At 72.1% G+C, this 16,778-nt stretch carries 16 protein-coding genes; 11 read left to right on the top strand and 5 right to left on the bottom strand.

What is annotated here, in order from left to right:
- Nucleotide 1 precedes the first annotated feature (1 nt).
- Together ACFYY1_RS22525 and ACFYY1_RS22520 are read right to left on the bottom strand one after the other, a co-directional pair.
- Nucleotides 2–829 carry a VOC family protein gene (locus ACFYY1_RS22525; RefSeq protein WP_388588208.1) on the bottom strand — a complete coding sequence of 276 codons (828 nt, stop codon included), beginning with the start codon at nt 827–829 and terminating at the stop codon, nt 2–4.
- Nucleotides 830–964: 135 nt separating this feature from the next.
- Entirely contained in the window at nt 965–1,297 is a 333-nt protein-coding gene (locus ACFYY1_RS22520) for a DUF6479 family protein (RefSeq protein WP_388588205.1), read from the bottom strand.
- A gap of 207 nt (nt 1,298–1,504) precedes the next feature.
- On the opposite strand from ACFYY1_RS22520, the gene ACFYY1_RS22515 reads away from it, so the two are divergent.
- From ACFYY1_RS22515 to ACFYY1_RS22485, 7 genes are all read left to right on the top strand, one after another.
- Nucleotides 1,505–1,894 carry a hypothetical protein gene (locus tag ACFYY1_RS22515; protein ID WP_388588201.1) on the top strand — a complete coding sequence of 130 codons (390 nt, stop codon included), beginning with the start codon at nt 1,505–1,507 and terminating at the stop codon, nt 1,892–1,894.
- 114 nt (nt 1,895–2,008) lie between these two features.
- Nucleotides 2,009–2,575 (top strand): 2Fe-2S iron-sulfur cluster-binding protein, encoded by a 567-nt coding sequence (locus ACFYY1_RS22510; RefSeq protein ID WP_388588199.1) that lies wholly within the window; start codon nt 2,009–2,011, stop codon nt 2,573–2,575.
- A complete protein-coding gene (locus ACFYY1_RS22505) occupies nt 2,572–3,558 on the top strand; it encodes an FAD binding domain-containing protein (protein ID WP_388588197.1) in 987 nt (328 codons plus the stop codon). The genes ACFYY1_RS22510 and ACFYY1_RS22505 overlap by 4 nt, the downstream gene beginning before the upstream one ends.
- Before the next feature lie 116 nt (nt 3,559–3,674).
- Nucleotides 3,675–5,774 carry a xanthine dehydrogenase family protein molybdopterin-binding subunit gene (locus ACFYY1_RS22500; protein WP_388588194.1) on the top strand — a complete coding sequence of 700 codons (2,100 nt, stop codon included), beginning with the start codon at nt 3,675–3,677 and terminating at the stop codon, nt 5,772–5,774.
- 151 nt (nt 5,775–5,925) lie between these two features.
- The gene (locus ACFYY1_RS22495) at nt 5,926–6,429 is read left to right on the top strand and encodes an ATP-binding protein (protein WP_388588193.1); all 504 of its coding nucleotides are present in this window, start codon (nt 5,926–5,928) and stop codon (nt 6,427–6,429) included.
- A 185-nt stretch (nt 6,430–6,614) separates the two neighbouring features.
- Nucleotides 6,615–8,033: an NADP-dependent succinic semialdehyde dehydrogenase gene (locus ACFYY1_RS22490; protein WP_388588190.1), complete on the top strand. Its 1,419-nt coding sequence runs from the start codon at nt 6,615–6,617 to the stop codon at nt 8,031–8,033.
- Nucleotides 8,034–8,054: 21 nt separating this feature from the next.
- Complete coding sequence (locus ACFYY1_RS22485; RefSeq protein WP_388588188.1) at nt 8,055–10,451, top strand: phosphoketolase; 2,397 nt, start codon at nt 8,055–8,057, stop codon at nt 10,449–10,451.
- Nucleotides 10,452–10,519: 68 nt separating this feature from the next.
- On the opposite strand, the gene ACFYY1_RS22480 is transcribed toward ACFYY1_RS22485, so the two are convergent.
- Nucleotides 10,520–10,843, bottom strand: coding sequence for a plasmid stabilization protein (locus tag ACFYY1_RS22480; protein ID WP_388588185.1), 324 nt, complete (start codon nt 10,841–10,843; stop codon nt 10,520–10,522).
- Nucleotides 10,844–10,978: 135 nt separating this feature from the next.
- Nucleotides 10,979–12,094 carry a chemotaxis protein gene (locus ACFYY1_RS22475; protein ID WP_388588182.1) on the bottom strand — a complete coding sequence of 372 codons (1,116 nt, stop codon included), beginning with the start codon at nt 12,092–12,094 and terminating at the stop codon, nt 10,979–10,981.
- A gap of 175 nt (nt 12,095–12,269) precedes the next feature.
- Between ACFYY1_RS22475 and ACFYY1_RS22470 the strand changes: the two genes are divergently transcribed.
- Together ACFYY1_RS22470 and glsA are read left to right on the top strand one after the other, a co-directional pair.
- A complete protein-coding gene (locus ACFYY1_RS22470; protein ID WP_388588180.1) occupies nt 12,270–12,836 on the top strand; it encodes a hypothetical protein in 567 nt (188 codons plus the stop codon).
- 12 nt (nt 12,837–12,848) lie between these two features.
- The gene (gene glsA / locus ACFYY1_RS22465; protein ID WP_388588177.1) at nt 12,849–14,195 is read left to right on the top strand and encodes a glutaminase A; all 1,347 of its coding nucleotides are present in this window, start codon (nt 12,849–12,851) and stop codon (nt 14,193–14,195) included.
- Between the two features lie 51 nt (nt 14,196–14,246).
- Here glsA and ACFYY1_RS22460 read toward each other — a convergent pair whose 3' ends face one another.
- Entirely contained in the window at nt 14,247–15,071 is an 825-nt protein-coding gene (locus ACFYY1_RS22460) for an endonuclease I family protein (RefSeq protein WP_388588175.1), read from the bottom strand.
- 250 nt (nt 15,072–15,321) lie between these two features.
- Between ACFYY1_RS22460 and ACFYY1_RS22455 the strand changes: the two genes are divergently transcribed.
- A complete protein-coding gene (locus ACFYY1_RS22455; RefSeq protein WP_388588172.1) occupies nt 15,322–15,528 on the top strand; it encodes a hypothetical protein in 207 nt (68 codons plus the stop codon).
- A gap of 77 nt (nt 15,529–15,605) precedes the next feature.
- On the top strand, nt 15,606–16,763 hold the full coding sequence (locus ACFYY1_RS22450) for a methyltransferase (protein WP_388588170.1): 1,158 nt from the start codon (nt 15,606–15,608) through the stop codon (nt 16,761–16,763).
- The last annotated feature ends 15 nt before the right edge of the window (nt 16,764–16,778 follow it).

Raw genomic sequence — 16,778 nt, 5'->3', positions numbered from 1 at the left:
GTCAGTCAGGACCGTCCGCCGCGAGCCCCGGGACGTCCGTGACCGTGAAGAGGCCGCCGTCCGGGTCCAGCAGGGTCGCCTCCGTGCCCTGCGCCAGCGCCCGCTGCTCGACCAGGCTGCCGCCGTGCTCCCGCGCCGTCGCGACCGTGGCCGCTACATCGGTGACCGGGAAGTGCACCTGCCAGTGCGGGCGCACCAGGGGATCGGGAGCCGCCTCGACCGCGCCGGAGCTGATCCGGAACAGCCGGCGCCCGTCGCAATCGACGATGACCTCGTCCCCCTCGTACGACACCTCGCAGCCTCCCGGGCGCCCGCTCGCCCAGTCGAGCACCTGCCCGTAGAAGATCGCGGCGTCGAAGGCGTTCCTGGTGTGCAGACGGAGCCAGGCGTGCGAATGGCCGTCCGGTGCGGGCGGCGAGGTCGCGGGCTCGGTCCGCTCCCAGATCCCGAACACCGCACCGTCCCGGTCCGCGGCGAGCGCCCCGCGCCCCTTGCCGAGAGCCATCGGCCCCACGGCGACCGTGCCACTGCGCTCGCGGATGCGCGAGGCCGCCGCGTCGGCGTCGGGGACGGAGAAGTACGGCGTCCAGGCCACGGCCACCCGGTAGGCGGTCGCCACCGCGCCGATACCGGCGACCGGTACGTCGCCCCGGCGTGCGACCGAGAACTCCTGCCCCAGCTTGGCCGGACGGAAGGTCCACCCCAGCACCCTGCCGTAGAACTCCTGCGCCGCTCCCAGGTCGCGGGTCATGAGGTTGACCCAGCAGGGCGCTGCGGATCCGGTCAGCGGCGCCGGTGTCGGCGCCTTCCCCGGGTGGCTTCCGGTCATGGTCCTACTGCCTTCATCGGTTCCGAGGTCTGGGCGCGCCCGTGGCCGGCGGGCCCACACCAGCCTCACCGGAGGCAGTCGCCCGCGCAACACGCGACGCCGCCACTGCGGACCGGTGCCGGGAGGTCCGCGGGGTCAGTCGCGCCGCTCGTCGGTCTCGCGGGGGATGGGCTCGTTGCCGTGGTCACCGAGTTCGTACGGTGAAAGACCCCGGCGGTCGGGCGGGAAGTGGTCGTCGCCGTGCACATCGTGTTCCTCGATGTGGCTGCGGTGGTCCGGCCTCGGTGGCTGCTCGTCGGGGGTGGGCGGTGGCAGTTCCTGGTCGCGGCGCCGCTGTCCGAGCCAGAAGGCGCCGATCAGCACGGCCACCAGTGCCACTCCGACAATGCCCATCACCGACCCGGTGGCGCCCCGTCCGTCGGCGAGGGTGAGGGCCAGCGAACTCAGGTCTGCGTTCGAAACGTCCATGCTTGCCGGATACCCCGAGGCGGAGCCCTCACTCAATAATTCACATGAATTCATGTTTTAAGTGGATATGACCTGAAAGGTGTTTCGCTCCGGAGGGGCGTGATCCGTGCGAATCCCGGTGGCCTCCGTGTCGCCGTCGCCCTGCCACGGGGTGAGCCTGGAGACATCCCCCAATCGCCCCAGGGGCACGGAGCGGAAGGAAGCGCGGTGAACACCATCAAGGAGAAGCAGGCGCAGGACAGCGGGTACGCCGAGGAGGTGTCGGTCGTCATCAGTGGGTGCGAGAAGGCCGACGCGCGCATGGTCTTCGATGTGCTGCGGGCCGCGTTCACCACCGACCGGGCCTCGGCCGACGTACCGCAGGACCTCGCGGGCAAACGCCCCACCGCATGGGTGGTGACCGTCGACGTCACGGAGGCCCGGGTGGTCTCCGGTCCGGTCGCGCTCGGTGCGCCCGTGAGCGTCGACGTGCAGGGCGGCTACTGGGCGGTGGAGCGGCTGCGGCAGAGCCTGGCGCACGCCTTCGACGTGACCGTCGTCGGGGCCGTCTCCGGCGACCAGGAGGAGGAGGTGCGGCTGCGTCTGTCGAGCCGGTAGACCGATGGGACGACCGGCCGGCGGGTCACGGCCCGGTGGTGGAGCAATGGAGCGGGAAGCCGTAGCACGTCTGGTAGAAAACGGTCAAAAGCCACCCCTGAAAGGTGCGAGTGCGTGGACCCCTCTCGCGGGCGGGACGACGGTGCGCGACAGCCGGGAGCAACCGGTCACCGTTCCACCCTGACACTGCAGATCAACGGAACCGAGCGGACGCTCACGCTCGATCACCGCACCACCGTCCTGGACGCCCTGCGCGAGCACCTCGGCCTCACCGGTGCGAAGAAGGGCTGCGACCACGGACAGTGCGGGGCGTGCACCGTCATCGTCGACGGCCGACGGGCCAACAGTTGCCTGCTCCTCGCCGTCGCCCACGACGGCGCCACCGTCACCACCGTCGAGGGCCTCGCCGACGGCGACCGGCTCCACCCCCTCCAGGAAGCCTTCCTGGACCGCGACGCCCTGCAGTGCGGCTACTGCACACCCGGCCAGATCTGCTCGGCGGTCGGCATGCTCGGCGAGGCGGCCGACGGCTTCCCGTCCCATGCCACCACCCGCAGCGCACCCGTATCGGCCCCGGCGCGGCTCGACGCCGACGAGATCCGCGAGCGGATGAGCGGCAACCTGTGCCGCTGCGGCGCCTACCCCCGCATCGTCGAGGCGATCGAGGACGTGGCGCTGTGAAACCCTTCGCCTATCTCCGTGCCCGGTCCGCCGAGGAAGCGGTCCGTGAACGCGCCGCCCACCCCGGCGCCGTGTTCCTCGGCGGCGGCACCAACCTCGTCGACCTGATGAAGCTCGGCGTCGTGGCCCCGGACCGGCTCATCGACATCAGCGGGCTGCCGCTGGACCACGTGGCCGACACCGAGGACGGCGGCCTGCGGATCGGCGCGACCGTGCGCAACAGCGACCTGGCCGCCCATCCCGCGGTACGCACCCGCTACCCCGCCCTGTCCCAGGCGCTGCTGTCCGGCGCCTCCGGGCAGCTCCGCAACACCGCCACGACCGGCGGCAACCTGCTCCAGCGCACCCGGTGCCCGTACTTCCAGGACACCTCCAAGCCGTGCAACAAACGGGAACCCGGCACCGGCTGCCCCGCCCACGACAGCGCCCAGCGCGACCTCGCCGTACTCGGCCACTCCGCGCACTGCGTCGCCACCCACCCGTCCGACATGGCCGTGGCGCTGTCCGCCCTCGACGCCACCGTCCAGCTGCACGGACCGGACGGCGGACGGACCCTGCCCGTCACCGGATTCCATCGCCTGCCGGGCGACACCCCCGAACGGGACACCGAGCTCCGGCCGGGCGAACTCATCACCGAGCTGGTCCTGCCACCGCGCCCGGAAGGCGCCGCCTCCCTCTACCGCAAGGCCCGCGACCGCGCCTCCTTCGCCTTCGCCCTCGCGTCCGTCGCCGCCGTACTGAGCGTCCGCGGCGGCCGGATCGAGCATGCCGCGCTCGCCTTCGGCGGGCTCGCCCACCGGCCCTGGCGCGCACACGCCGCCGAGGAGCTGCTGCGGGGAGCACCGGCCACCGACGAGACGTTCGAGCGTGCGGTCGACGCCGAACTCGCCGCGGCCCGGCCGCTGCGCGAGAACGCGTTCAAGGTGGGCCTCGCCCGCAACCTGGCCGTCGACGCACTCGCCGAACTCGCCGCCGAAACCTGAGCAACCGCACCGGCCCCGGCACCGCCCCGCCGACAAACCGGGCAACCGCCTCTCGGCCGCCCCGCCTGCAGCCGAGCAACCGCACCCAACGCCGCCCCCGCCGTGAGGACCCCGTCATGAGCCAGGCCCCGTCACCACTGGGCACCCCCGTCGTCCGCCGTGAGGGCCGGGACAAGGTCACGGGCACCGCCCGCTACGCCGCCGAGCACACCCCGCCGGGGTGTCTGTACGGATGGCCCGTCCCCGCCACGATCGCCCGCGGCCGGGTCGACGCGATCCACGTGGACGAGGCACTGGCCCTGCCGGGTGTGCACGCCGTGCTCACCCACCACGACGCGCCCCGGCTGAAGGAGCCAGACGACCCGATCCTCGCCGTCCTCCAGAACGACCGGGTCCCGCACCGGGGCTGGCCCGTCGCGCTCGTGGTGGCCGACACCCCCGAGGGCGCCCGTGCCGGGGCCGAGGCGTTGCGGATCACCTACGAGACCGACGGGCACGACGTCCTGCTGACCGAGGAGCACCCCGGCCTGTACACCCCCGAGATCGTCAATGGCGGCTACCCAGCCGTCCGGGAGCGCGGCGACACCGGCCGGGCCTTCGACGCGGCACCCGTACAGGTCGACGCCACCTACACCATCGGTGCCCTGCACAACCACCCCATGGAACCGCACGCCACGACGGCGCAGTGGGACGACGCCGGACATCTGACCGTCCACGACTCCAGCCAGGGCTCCACCACGGTCCGCGACAGCCTCGCCACCGCCCTGGGGCTGAGGCCGCAGCAGATCACCGCCGTCTCCGAGCACGTCGGCGGCGGCTTCGGATCCAAGGGCACACCGCGCCCGCAGGCCGTCCTGGCCGCCATGGCCGCACGCCACACCGGCCGCCCCGTCAAGATCGCGCTGCCGCGCCGCCAGCTGGCCGCCCTGGTCGGCCATCGCGCCCCCACCATCCAGCACATCAGGCTCGGCGCCGAACTCGACGGCACCCTCACCGCGGTCGATCACGAGTGCATCACCCACACCTCCACCATCAAGGAGTTCGTGGAGCAGGCGGCCGTACCGAGCCGGATCATGTACGGCTCCGCCACCAGCCGCACCACTCACCGGGTCGTCGCCCTGGACGTGCCGAGCCCCTCCTGGATGCGCGCACCGGGCGAGGCCCCCGGGATGTACGCCCTCGAATCCGCCATGGACGAACTCGCCTCGGCGCTCGGCATGGACCCCGTCGAACTGCGCATCCGCAACGACCCGGCGAACGAACCGGACTCCGGACGCCCGTTCAGCAGCCGCGGCCTGGCCGCCTGCCTGGAGAAGGGTGCCGCACGCTTCGGCTGGTACGACCGCGATCCGCGCCCAGCGAGCCGCGAGGAGGGTCCCCTGCTGCTCGGCACGGGCGTCGCAGCCGCCACCTACCCCGTGTACATCTCCGCCTCCAGCGCCTCGGCGCACGCGGCCGCCGACGGCTCGTACCGCATCCGGATCAACGCCACCGACATCGGCACCGGCGCCCGCACCGTACTCGCGCAGATCGCCGCCCACGTCCTGGCCACCCCCGTGGAGAACGTCCGGGTCGAGATCGGCAGCAGCGAACTGCCCGACGCCCCCCTGGCGGGCGGATCGACGGGCACCGCCTCCTGGGGCTGGTCCGTGCACAAGGCGGCCACCCTGCTGCTGCGCCAGTTGAGCGAGCGCACCGGACCGGTCCCCGCCGACGGGCTCACCGTCACCGCCGACACCCAGCAGGAGACCGCCGGGCAATCCCCGTACGCCCGCCACGCGTTCGGCGCCCACTTCGCCGAAGTCGCCGTGCACGCAAGGACGGGAGAGGTGCGGCTGCGCCGGATGCTCGGCGTGTTCGCCGCCGGACGCATCCTCAACTCCCGTACCGCGCGCTCCCAGTTCATCGGCGGCATGACCATGGGAGTCGGCATGGCGCTGACCGAGGCCTCCACCATGGACCCCGTCTTCGGCGACCACACCGAGAGCGATCTCGCCTCCTACCACGTGCCGGCCTGCGCCGACGTGCCGGAGATCGAGGCGCACTGGATCGACGAGGAGGACCCGCACCTCAACCCGATGGGCAGCAAGGGCATCGGCGAGATCGGCATCGTCGGCGCCGCGGCGGCCGTCGGCAACGCCGTCCGGCACGCCACCGGCATCAGACTGCGCAGTCTCCCGCTCACCCCGGACACACTGCTGCCGTACCTCCTGTGACCCGGACGGACGCGTCCACGTGTTGCACACGCGGTGCGGCCGGGCCACCCTGTTGAGTGACCCAGAAGTGGCATCTGCTCACTCTTCGTATTCGGGGGTCGTTGGTTCAACGGGGCGAAGCCAGTGGGCCTCGATGTGAGGAGCCTCGACGATGACCGTTCCACTCGACCGGCACTACCTGGTCGAATTCCAGGTTTCGGCAGAGCGTGTGTCCCAGCTGCGACGAATAATCGCGGCGCACCTCCGCCACTGGAGTCTCGAACTCCACATCCGGCCGGTGTGCCGGGGTGTGGAGGAGCTGCTGACCAATGTCCACCGGCATGTCGGTGACGACAACAACTGCGTCGTCGAACTCCGCTGGTCCGGGCGGCACCTCACGGTCTCCGTCGCCGACAACGGCTCCGAGATGCCGCGACTGCTCAGCAACGGCGGCGGTGGCCTGAGCCGGGTCATGGCCCTGAGCGACAGCTGGGGCACCTGCCGGACGGCCGAGGGCAAGGTCGTCTGGTTCACCCGGTACGCCAAGGAGCCGTACAGCGTCGACCTGCTGAGGTTCCCGCCGCTGCCCGGCGTACGCGAGTTCCGGCGCCAGCCCGCAGCGGCCGCCGCCCCCGTCGCCGAGCCCGTGACGGCATCCGACCCCGCTCTCGTCTGAGCCGGGCCACCGGGACCGGCACCGCCGACATCCGTACCCGCTGGACGTTCCCCCTCCCGGCGCGGACGGCGTGCACACCGCACGCCCGGACCGCGCCGGCCGGGGTGTCCGCCCGGCGGGGCCCGCGTTGCGGCGCGGCGCACGGCACGGCACGGTCGAAGGAACGAGGCAAGGAGGACACGGCCATGCCCATCGCGACGGTCAATCCCGCGAACGGCGAGACCCTCAGAACATTCGACGCCCTCGACGAGGCGGGCATCGAGCAGCGGCTCGACGCCGCCGCCACCGCGTACGGGCAGTACCGGACCACCGGGTTCGCCGAGCGGGCCCGTCTGCTGAACCAGGCCGCCGTCCTGCTGGACGAGGACCAGCGGGACATCGCGCGCACCATGACCATCGAGATGGGCAAGCCCGTCGTGGCGGCCCGCGCCGAGGCCGCCAAGTGCGCCAAGGCGATGCGCTGGTACGCGGCCCACGCCGAGGAACTCCTCGCGGACCAGCACCCCTCCCCGGCCGATGTGCGGGACTCCGGCGCCTCCCGCGCCTACGTCCACTACCGGCCGCTCGGTCCCGTGCTCGCCGTGATGCCGTGGAACTTCCCGCTCTGGCAGGTCATCCGATTCGCCGCCCCGGCCCTCATGGCGGGCAACGTCGGCCTGCTCAAGCACGCCTCCAACGTCCCGCAGACGGCCATGTACCTGGAGGGCCTGTTCCGCCGGGCCGGATTCCCGGCGGGATGTTTCCAGAGCCTGCTGGTGGGATCGGGGGCGGTCGAGGCGATCCTGCGCGACCGCCGGGTCGTCGCCGCCACCCTCACCGGCAGCGAACCGGCCGGCCGCTCGGTCGCGTCGATCGCCGGCGACGAGGTGAAGCACACCGTCCTGGAGCTCGGCGGCAGCGACCCGTATCTCGTCATGCCGTCCGCCGACGTGGCCAGGGCCGCCCGTACCGCCGTGACCGCACGGGCGCAGAACAACGGGCAGTCCTGCATCGCCGCCAAACGGTTCATCGTGCACACCGAGGTGTACGAGGAGTTCGCCGAACGGTTCGCCGTGGGCATGAGCAACCTGACGGTCGGCGACCCGCTGCAGGAATCCACCGACATCGGACCGCTCGCCAGCGAACAGGGCCGCACCGACCTGGAGGAGCTGGTGGACGACGCCGTACGGCAGGGCGCGAGAGCGTTGTGCGGCGGCGGCAGGCCCGAGGGCCTGGCCCCGGAACTGGAGCGGGGCTGGTTCTACGCCCCCACGGTCCTCACCGGGATCACCCCCGCCATGCGCATCCACCGCGAGGAGACCTTCGGCCCCGTCGCCTCCCTCTACCGCGTCGACGAGCTGGACGAAGCAGTGGCGCTCGCCAACGACAGCCCCTTCGGCCTCAGCTCCAACGTATGGACCCGCGACGCGGACGAGGCGCGCCGCTGTGTACGCGACCTGGAGGCCGGAGGTGTCTTCTTCAACGGCATGACGGCGTCCCACCCCGCGCTGCCCTTCGGCGGTGTGAAGCGCTCCGGCTACGGACGAGAGCTCGCCGGGCAGGGCATCCGCGCATTCTGCAACGCGACCACGGTCTGGTACGGCCCCGAGCCCGTCGGCCCGTAGGGCCTCCCGGTTGGAGACATCATGAGCAACGCCCCCGGCCCGGCGACCACATCCGGCCCGACCGGTCCGTCCGACGAGGAGATCGCGGCACTCGACGCCCACTGGCGCGCCGCCAACTACCTCACCGTCGGCCAGATCTACCTGATGGACAACCCGCTCCTGACCCGGCCGCTCACCCGGGAGGACATCAAACCGCGGCTGCTCGGCCACTGGGGCACCTCACCCGGACTGAACCTGGTCCACACCCACCTCAACCGCGTCATCAGATCCCGTGGCGTCCAGGGACTCTGCGTCTGGGGCCCCGGCCACGGCGGACCCGCCGTCCTCGCCAACTCCTGGCTGGAGGGCAGCTACACCGAGACCTACCCCGACGTCACCCGGGACGCCGAAGGCATGGGGGCGCTGTTCAAGCAGTTCTCCTTCCCCGGCGGGGTGCCCAGCCACGTGGCACCGGAGACACCCGGCTCCATCCACGAGGGCGGCGAACTCGGCTACGCCCTCACCCACGCCTACGGGGCCGCCCTCGACCACCCCGGTCTGCTCGTCACCTGCGTCGTCGGTGACGGCGAGGCCGAGACCGGACCGCTCGCCGCGTCCTGGCACTCCAACAAGTTCCTCGACCCGGTGCACGACGGCGCCGTCCTCCCGGTCCTCCACCTCAACGGCTACAAGATCGCCAACCCCACCGTGCTCGCCCGCCTCCCCGAGACCGAGCTCGACGCCCTGCTGCGCGGCTACGGGCACGACCCCCTGTACGTCGGCGGCGACGACCCGATCGGCGTGCACCGGGCGATGGCCGCCGCGATGGACCGGGCCGTCGACCGGATCCGCGAACTCCAGGCCGCCGCCCGCACCGGCGGCGACACCGCACGCCCGCACTGGCCGATGATCGTGCTGCGCACCCCCAAGGGCTGGACCGGACCGGTGGCGGTCGACGGGGTGCCCGTCGAAGGCACCTGGCGCGCCCACCAGGTCCCGCTGCCCGGCGTCCGGGACAACGAGGAGCACCTGCGTCAGCTGGAGGAGTGGATGCGCTCCTACCGGCCCGAGGAACTCTTCGACGCGTCGGGACGGCCCGCCCCCCAGGTGCTCGCCTGTGTGCCCGAGGGCGACGCCAGGCTCGGCTCGACCCCGTACGCCAACGGCGGTCTGCTCCTGCGCGACCTGCCGATCCCGCCGCTGGACGACCACGCCGTCGAGGTCGACAAGCCCGGCACCGTGCTGCACGAGCCGACCCGGGTGCTCGGCGGCCTGCTGGAGGCCGTCATGGCCGCCACCGCCGAACGCCGCGACTTCCGCGTCGTGGGCCCCGACGAGACCGCCTCGAACCGGCTCGACGCCCTCTACGGCGCCACCGCCAAGACCTGGCAGGAACGGATACTGCCGACCGACGAGCACCTCGCGCACGACGGACGCGTCATGGAGGTGCTCTCCGAGCACCTGTGCCAGGGCTGGCTGGAGGGCTACCTCCTCACCGGCCGGCACGGCCTCTTCTCCTGCTACGAGGCGTTCGCCCACATCGTCGACTCGATGGTCAACCAGCACATCAAATGGCTCCGCACCTCCCGCCGGCTGGCCTGGCGCCGCCCCATCGCCTCGCTCAACTACCTGCTCACCTCGCACGTCTGGCGCCAGGACCACAACGGCTTCTCCCACCAGGACCCGGGCTTCGTCGACCACATCCTCAACAAGAGCCCCGAGGTCGTACGGGTCTATCTGCCGCCGGACGCCAACACCCTGCTCTCGGTCGCCGACCACGCGCTGCGCAGCCGCGACTACGTCAATGTGATCGTGGCCGGGAAACAGCCCTCCTTCGACTGGCTCACCCTCGACCAGGCCCGCGCGCACTGCGCCCGCGGCGCGGGGGTGTGGGACTGGGCGGGCACGGAGGACGGCAGCCGCGCACCCGACGTGGTGCTCGCCTGCGCCGGCGACGTACCCACGCTGGAGACCCTGGCCGCCGCCGACCTGCTGCGCAGGCATCTGCCGGAACTCGCGGTGCGGGTGGTCAACGTGGTCGACATGGCGCGGCTGCTGCCCCGCGAGGAACACCCGCACGGGATGCCGGACTCCGAGTACGACGCGGTGTTCACCAGGGACACCCCCGTGATCTTCGCCTACCACGGCTACCCGTGGCTGATCCACCGGCTCGCCTACCGGCGCGCGGGCCACGCGCAGCTGCATGTGCGGGGCTACAAGGAGGAGGGCACCACCACGACGCCCTTCGACATGGTGGTCCGCAACGACCTGGACCGCTACCGGCTGGTCATGGACGTCATCGACCGGGTGCCCGGCCTCGGCGTCCGCGCCGTGGCGGTGCGCCAGGCGATGGCGGATGTCCGCACCCGCCACCACGCCTGGATCCGTGAACACGGCACGGACCTGCCGGAGGTGGCCGACTGGACCTGGAGCGGCTGACACCGTCCCGGCTCCCACGGCACACCGCACCGGCTCGCCGGTACCGCCCCGGCTGCCACGGCAGCGGCTCAGCGGCCGACGGCCCGTGCCAGCTCGGCCTTCGTCATGCTCGACCGCCCGTGGATGTTCTTCTTCTTCGCCTCTTCGTAGAGCTGGTCGCGGGTCGGCCCTTCCGCTCCGCTGTGGGAACGCAGACCGCCGCGCCGCGAGGACGACATGTCCTCGATGGAGGTACGGCTCGCCGTCCTGGACTCACCTGCGCGGGCGCGTGCCTTGTTGACCGTACGGGCCGCGATCTCCTCGGCCCGTTCCTCGCTGACCCCGCGCTCCTGCGCGCTCTCCTTGATGTGCTCGTACTGCCGTTCCCGCCTGGCGTTGGATCCGCGTGGCATGGTGCGGTCACCCCTTTCTCCGGGACCTGCCCCGGGGCCCGGCGACCCCTCCTCAGTCTCCCAGCGTGCCCCCGGGCCCGCACGCCTGACGGCATGCGGGCCCGGGGGAGGGGTACGGCTTCGCGCCGGTCCCGTTCAGTAGCGCAGGGTCGCCGCGATCCGCCCGTGCTCCGTGAGCGAGTCGTCCGGGAGGAAGACCACGTCGGCGCCGCTGTCCAGGGCCGCCTCGACGAGCTCGTCCACGATGTCCTCGCGGACCGCGGCGTCCGTGAGATCCACGGCTGCGCCGCTCACCGGCTCCAGGTGCTCGTCCGTCACCCGTACCGTCTGCTGGAAGTGCTCCTCCACCGCGACCAGCCCGGCACGACCCTCCCGAACGGCGGCCCACACCTCGTCGAGACCCCCGGCGAAGGCACGACGGCCGCGGGCCTCGTCCAGTCTGCCGTCGATCTCCGCCGCGAACCGCCGCTGCCGCTCGTCGAGCGCCGGCCGCATTTCCTTGAGCAGCTCGCTTGCCGACATGTCGGCGGGCGCACCCTTGGTGACCCGGCCGACGGCCGACTTGGCGCTCTCCCCGACCTCTTCCAGCAGGGCGAGCGCGGGGGCGAGGCCCATGAGGTAGAGCGGGCGCGGCTCCTCGGCGAGCACCGTGCGCAGCTTCTCGTCGACCGTGCGCAGGAAGGTGCGCGTCTCCTCGTCGCTGAAGGTGCTCGGGGTGTCGCCGATCCGCTCCTCGCGCTGCGGATTGGGCGGCTCCTGCGGAGCCGTCAGCGGGAACCCACCGGTCCGCTCCTCCCGCAGGGCGTCCGCCGTGCCGCTCCACAGGACGGCCCGGTCGCCCGACACGGTGAGCACCCAGAACGGCTGGGACTGCGCCTTCGCGGCGACCAGGTTGCGGGTCAGATAGGTGTCACTGAGCACCACCCGTTCGGGCGCGGTGCGCGGAAGCTGCCAGATCCGGTGCTCGTCGGGGGTGACGAGGAGGACCAGGGCGTCCAGGGCCCGGCGGGGGTCCACCTCGGTGACCGCCCGGTCGAGCTGCTCCTTGATCGCGGTCCGCACCTCGCGGGTGACCGCGGGGTCCGCCTCCAGCCGGGCGCCGGCCTCGGCCACCAGATTGCGCAGCCGAACGGCGTCCTGGGCGTTGTCCGGAGCGCGGCGGTGCGTCGGCATGGTCAGGGACAGGGCCGGATAGGGCTTGACCATCCGCAGTTCCTGCAACAGGCCGGCGGTCAGGGCGTCCGCGTCCATCGTTCTCTCCCAGGGTTTCGGCTGGAGTCCGCTCCCGGTGAAGCGGGCGAATTCGACGAGTCAATTCATATCTTTTGTTCCTAATATGGGCGAGTTCTCCATTGCCTTCCCGGGCGGTGCCGAACAGCGGTTCCCCCGACTTCCACTTACGCCCTTCCGGGCAGACGGAGCTTCCGTGAACCCGACCAGTTCTTCGCGAAACGCCCTCGGCGGCCGCGCAGCCCGCAATCTGGCCCCGGCCGTGCTGGCCGTGCTGATCATCACCGGTACCGCCGCCTGCGGCGGCTCCGACACCAACTCGACGGGCACGGCCAGGAGCACCCGGACGGTCTCCCCCGAACCGGCCCTGACCCGGTCCGCGAGTCCCACGGCGCGCACCCAGCAGGAGTTCGCCGCCTCCGTCTCCGCCGCCGCCGAGCGCAACCGGCAGCAGGCGGTGAAGCTGCTCGCGGGTGCGGAGGGCCGGGGCAACGCGGTCGGAGACGTGTCGGTGACCGGGCTGCCCCTCGCCAAGACGGAGCAGTTCCGCAGCGCCGTCGTCCGCGTCACGAACCCCACGGACAAGGCCGCCTTCTACGCCGTCAAGGTGGAATTCGTCGACGCGTCGGGGAAGGTGCTCGACTCCGTGGTGCTCGGCTTCCCGGACGCCCCGCCCGGACGGACGGTCACCCAGAACGCCAACAGCCGGAAGGCGGCCGGCGTCAAGACGTTCCCCCGGATCGCCCAGGCCCAGCGCGGCTGACGGCCGGGCCGGGTGAACGCCGCCGACGCCGTCACCGAAGCCCTGGGCGAACTGCACACGCGGTTCACCGGGCTGCGGGACGGCCGACCGGCCGACTACATCCCGCAGTTGGCGCGGACCGACCCGGACGCCTTCGGGCTGGCACTGATCAGCATGGACGGTCACCGCTACAGCGCGGGTGACGCCGGTGCCCCGTTCACCATGCAGTCCGTGTCGAAACCGTTCGTCTACGCGCTCGCCCTGTCCGTCCTCGGGCTCGACGAGGTGTGCCGCTGGGTCAACGCCGAGCCCAGCGGGGAGGCGTACAACGCCATCAGCCTGGAACCGGACACCGGCCGGCCCGACAACGCCATGGTCAACGCGGGGGCCATCATCACCACCGCGCTGATCCCGGACACCCCCGACGCCCCGAGGTTCGAGCGCATCCTCGACTGCCTGAGCCGGTTCGCCGGCCGGCGGCTGGACGTGGACGAGCGGGTGTACGCCTCCGAGGCCGCCACCGGCGACCGCAACCGCGCCCTGGCCTACCTGATCCGGAGCACCGGCCCGCTGCCCGTCGACCCGGTCGCGGCGGTCGAGACGTACTTCAGACAGTGCGCGGTGCGGGTCACCGCGCTCGACCTGGCCGCGATGGCCGCCACCCTCGCGCACGGCGGCGTGAATCCGCTCACCGGCGAGGCGGTGGTCCCCGAGCCGGTCGCGGCGCAGGTGCTGGCGGTGATGGCGACCTGCGGCATGTACGACGCCTCCGGCGACTGGCTGCTGCGCGTGGGCATGCCGGCGAAGAGCGGTGTGTCCGGCGGGCTGATCGCCGCGGGCCCCGCACGGTTCGGGCTGGCGACGTACAGCCCCCGGCTGGACCGGAGCGGCACCTCGGTGCGCGGGCGCGCCGCGCTCGGGGCCCTGTCGGAGAGGCTCGGGCTGCATCTGATGCACAATCCGGCACTGGCCGCCTCCACCGTCACGCTCGTCGCCACCGCGGGCGATCTGCCGGCCGCCGGGGCCGCCCCCGGGGACGGCGTCCCGCGTGAACGGGTCGCGGTCGTGGCCGCCCAGGGCGCCATCGACTTCACCGCGGCCGAGCGGGTGCTGTACGCGTTGGACGAGTCGCGCCCCCGGGGGACGGGACCGGTCGTGCTGGACCTGCGGCAGGTCACCGGCGTGGACCGGGTGGCCCGCGCGATGCTGCGCGGCGGGCTCGGCCGGATCGCGGCGGACGGTGCGCGCGCCGCGGTCGCCGACCCGGCCGGCCGGCTCGCCCCGCCCGGCACCGGACAGCCGGACGCACCGACGGCCCTCAGAAGCTTCGCCACCCGCGAACAGGCCGTGGCCTGGTGCACCGGAGGCGCCGCCGACTGAGTACCCCGGCCGGTCCGGCGGATGCCCGCCGGACCTCCGGAGCGGTCGGTCCTACCAGATGGACTCGACCCACTCGGGGTGATCGATGAACGGGTTCCGGTTGTGCTGGTACTTGTCGAATATGACGTCGTTGCGCCGCTTCTCGAAGGTGTCCGGCGGGTCCTCCTGGCTCCACGCCTTCAGCACCGACAGCCGGCCGATGTACGGTGCGGAACCGTTGGACACCTTCTCGTTGGGCTCCAGGTCGGCGAAGGAGTCGTCGCCCTCGTAGCGCACCGCCATGTAGAGGATCATGCGGGCCACGTCGCCCTTGACCGCGTCGCGCGGCTCGAAGGAGTCGCTGTCGGTGTAGTTGCCCGGTGCACCGCTGACCGCGCTGCCGCCGTTGTCGAAGTCCTTGTTGCCGCGGATCGAGTTGACGGTGACGTCCTCCGGGCGCAGGTGGTGGATGTCGGTGCCGGGGCCGGTGGCGGTGCCGAAGTCGCCGTGCGACTTGGCCCAGACGTGCTCACGGTTCCAGTCCCCGACCGAGCCGCCGTTGGAGTTCTTGGACTGGGAACGTCCGGTGTAGAGGAGGATCACGTTCGAGCTGTTGGCGGGGTCCTGGTCGGTGTCCTTGAGGGCTTCCCAGACCTGGCTGTAGGAGATCTTGGTCTGGTTCTTGATGATCCCGTGCAGAGCGCTCTTGAGCTGGGTGCCGGTCTTGCCGAGCGCGTCCTGGTAGTACGTGTCGTCGAGTACCCGGAGCGGTGTCGCGGTGGTGGGCGAGGCCCCGGGCGTGGCGGCCGGCGCGGCGGCGGCGGTGCCGCCGAGCACCGCGAAGGCGGCAAGGGTCGCCAGCAGCGGGCGCCGGTAGCGAAGGTGACGACGGGACATGTGGGGTGTCCTCTCCGAAAATGAGTGCGCCACGACACCGTCACAAGGTGGGTGGCGGCGCCGCGGCGATCGTGTGGTACGTGGTACGCGGGAGCCTTCCACACGCACCGTGACCATGGTGTGAACGCTGTGTACCTATCATGTGCAGGTCAAGTGATGGCTTGATCGTGCCCCCGGGAGAGGCCCGGGAGGCCTCGGATGCGGCGGGCCGGGCGCGGGGCGAGAATGACCGAAAGGACGAGGAGGCGGCATGAGCGACGAGCCCGAATCCGTATCCGTATCCGTATCCCGGGGAGTGACTCCCGACAGCCTCTTGCACACCGGCGGCAGCGACAATCCGTCGGCGGAGGACCTGGTGCTCGCCTCCGGGCGTGACCTGACCCCGAAGAATCTCCAGTGGGCGGAGCGCAGGCTGGCCCGGGAAGGCCGGTCGGCGATCGACAAGGCGCTGCCGTAGCGGTACGCGGCGACCCGGCGGCCGGCGCGCGGGGAGTGTGCGGGCGCTCCCCGCGGCTCGGCTAGCCTGGGTGCACAATGAACCGTTTGACGACGTCAGGGGCCGGGTTCGACCTCGCCCGCTACCCCGAGGACCCGCGCGACCCGTTCCGCGCCTGGGACGCTGCCGACGAGTACCTGCTGCGGCGACTGGAAGGGGCCGACGGCACGGACCCGGTCGATCTGTCGGGCGCCGTGGTCGTGGTGGGCGACCGCTGGGGCGCGCTGAGCACCGTACTGGCCGGGCACCGGCCCGTACAGATCACCGACTCCTACCTGGCGCAGCGCGCGACCCTGGCGAACCTGGACCGCAACGGTGTGGCCGCGGACGCGGTGCGCCTGCTGTCGGTCAGGGACACTCCGCCGGACCGCGTCGATGTCCTGCTGGTACGCGTCCCGAAGAGCCTCGCGCTCCTGGAGGACCAGCTGCACCGGCTCGCGCCGGCCGTCCACCCCGGCACGGTCGTCATCGGCACCGGGATGGTCAAGGAGATCCACACCTCCACCCTCAAGCTCTTCGAGCGGATCATCGGCCCCACCCGCACGTCCCTCGCGGTCAAGAAGGCCCGGCTGATCTTCTCCACCCCGGCCCCGGGAACGGCCCGCACCCCCAGCCCCTGGCCGTACCGCTACGAGCTGCCCCAGGGGATCGGGCCGGTCTCCGGCCGGACCGTCACCAACCACGCCGGGATCTTCTGCGCCGAGCGCCTCGACATCGGCACCCGGTTCTTCCTCGGCCACCTCCCCGCGCGCAGCGGCCCCGACCGGGTCGTCGACCTCGGCTGCGGGAACGGCGTCGTCGGGCTGTCCGCGGCACTCGCCAACCCCGAGGCGACAGTCACCTTCATCGACGAGTCGTACCAGGCGGTCGCCTCCGCCGAGGAAACGTTCCGGGCCAACACCGGACCGGACGCCAAGGCCGAGTTCCTCGTCGGCGACGGGCCGGCGGAACTGCCGCCCGCCAGTGTGGACCTGGTGCTCAACAACCCGCCGTTCCACTCCCACCAGGCCACCACCGACGCGACGGCCCGCACCATGTTCCACGGGGCACGGGACGCGCTGCGGCCCGGCGGCGAACTGTGGGTCGTCGGAAACAGGCACCTCGGCTACCACACCCGGCTCCGCCGCATCTTCGGCAACTGCGTCACCGTCGCGGGCGACCCGAAGTTCGTCGTCCTGCGAGCCGTCAAGCGCTGACCCGGCCGGAGCCGT

The organism is Streptomyces sp. NPDC001890 (assembly GCF_042891445.1).
GTDB lineage: Bacteria > Actinomycetota > Actinomycetes > Streptomycetales > Streptomycetaceae > Streptomyces.
This window is presented reverse-complemented; position numbering and strand designations above follow the sequence as displayed.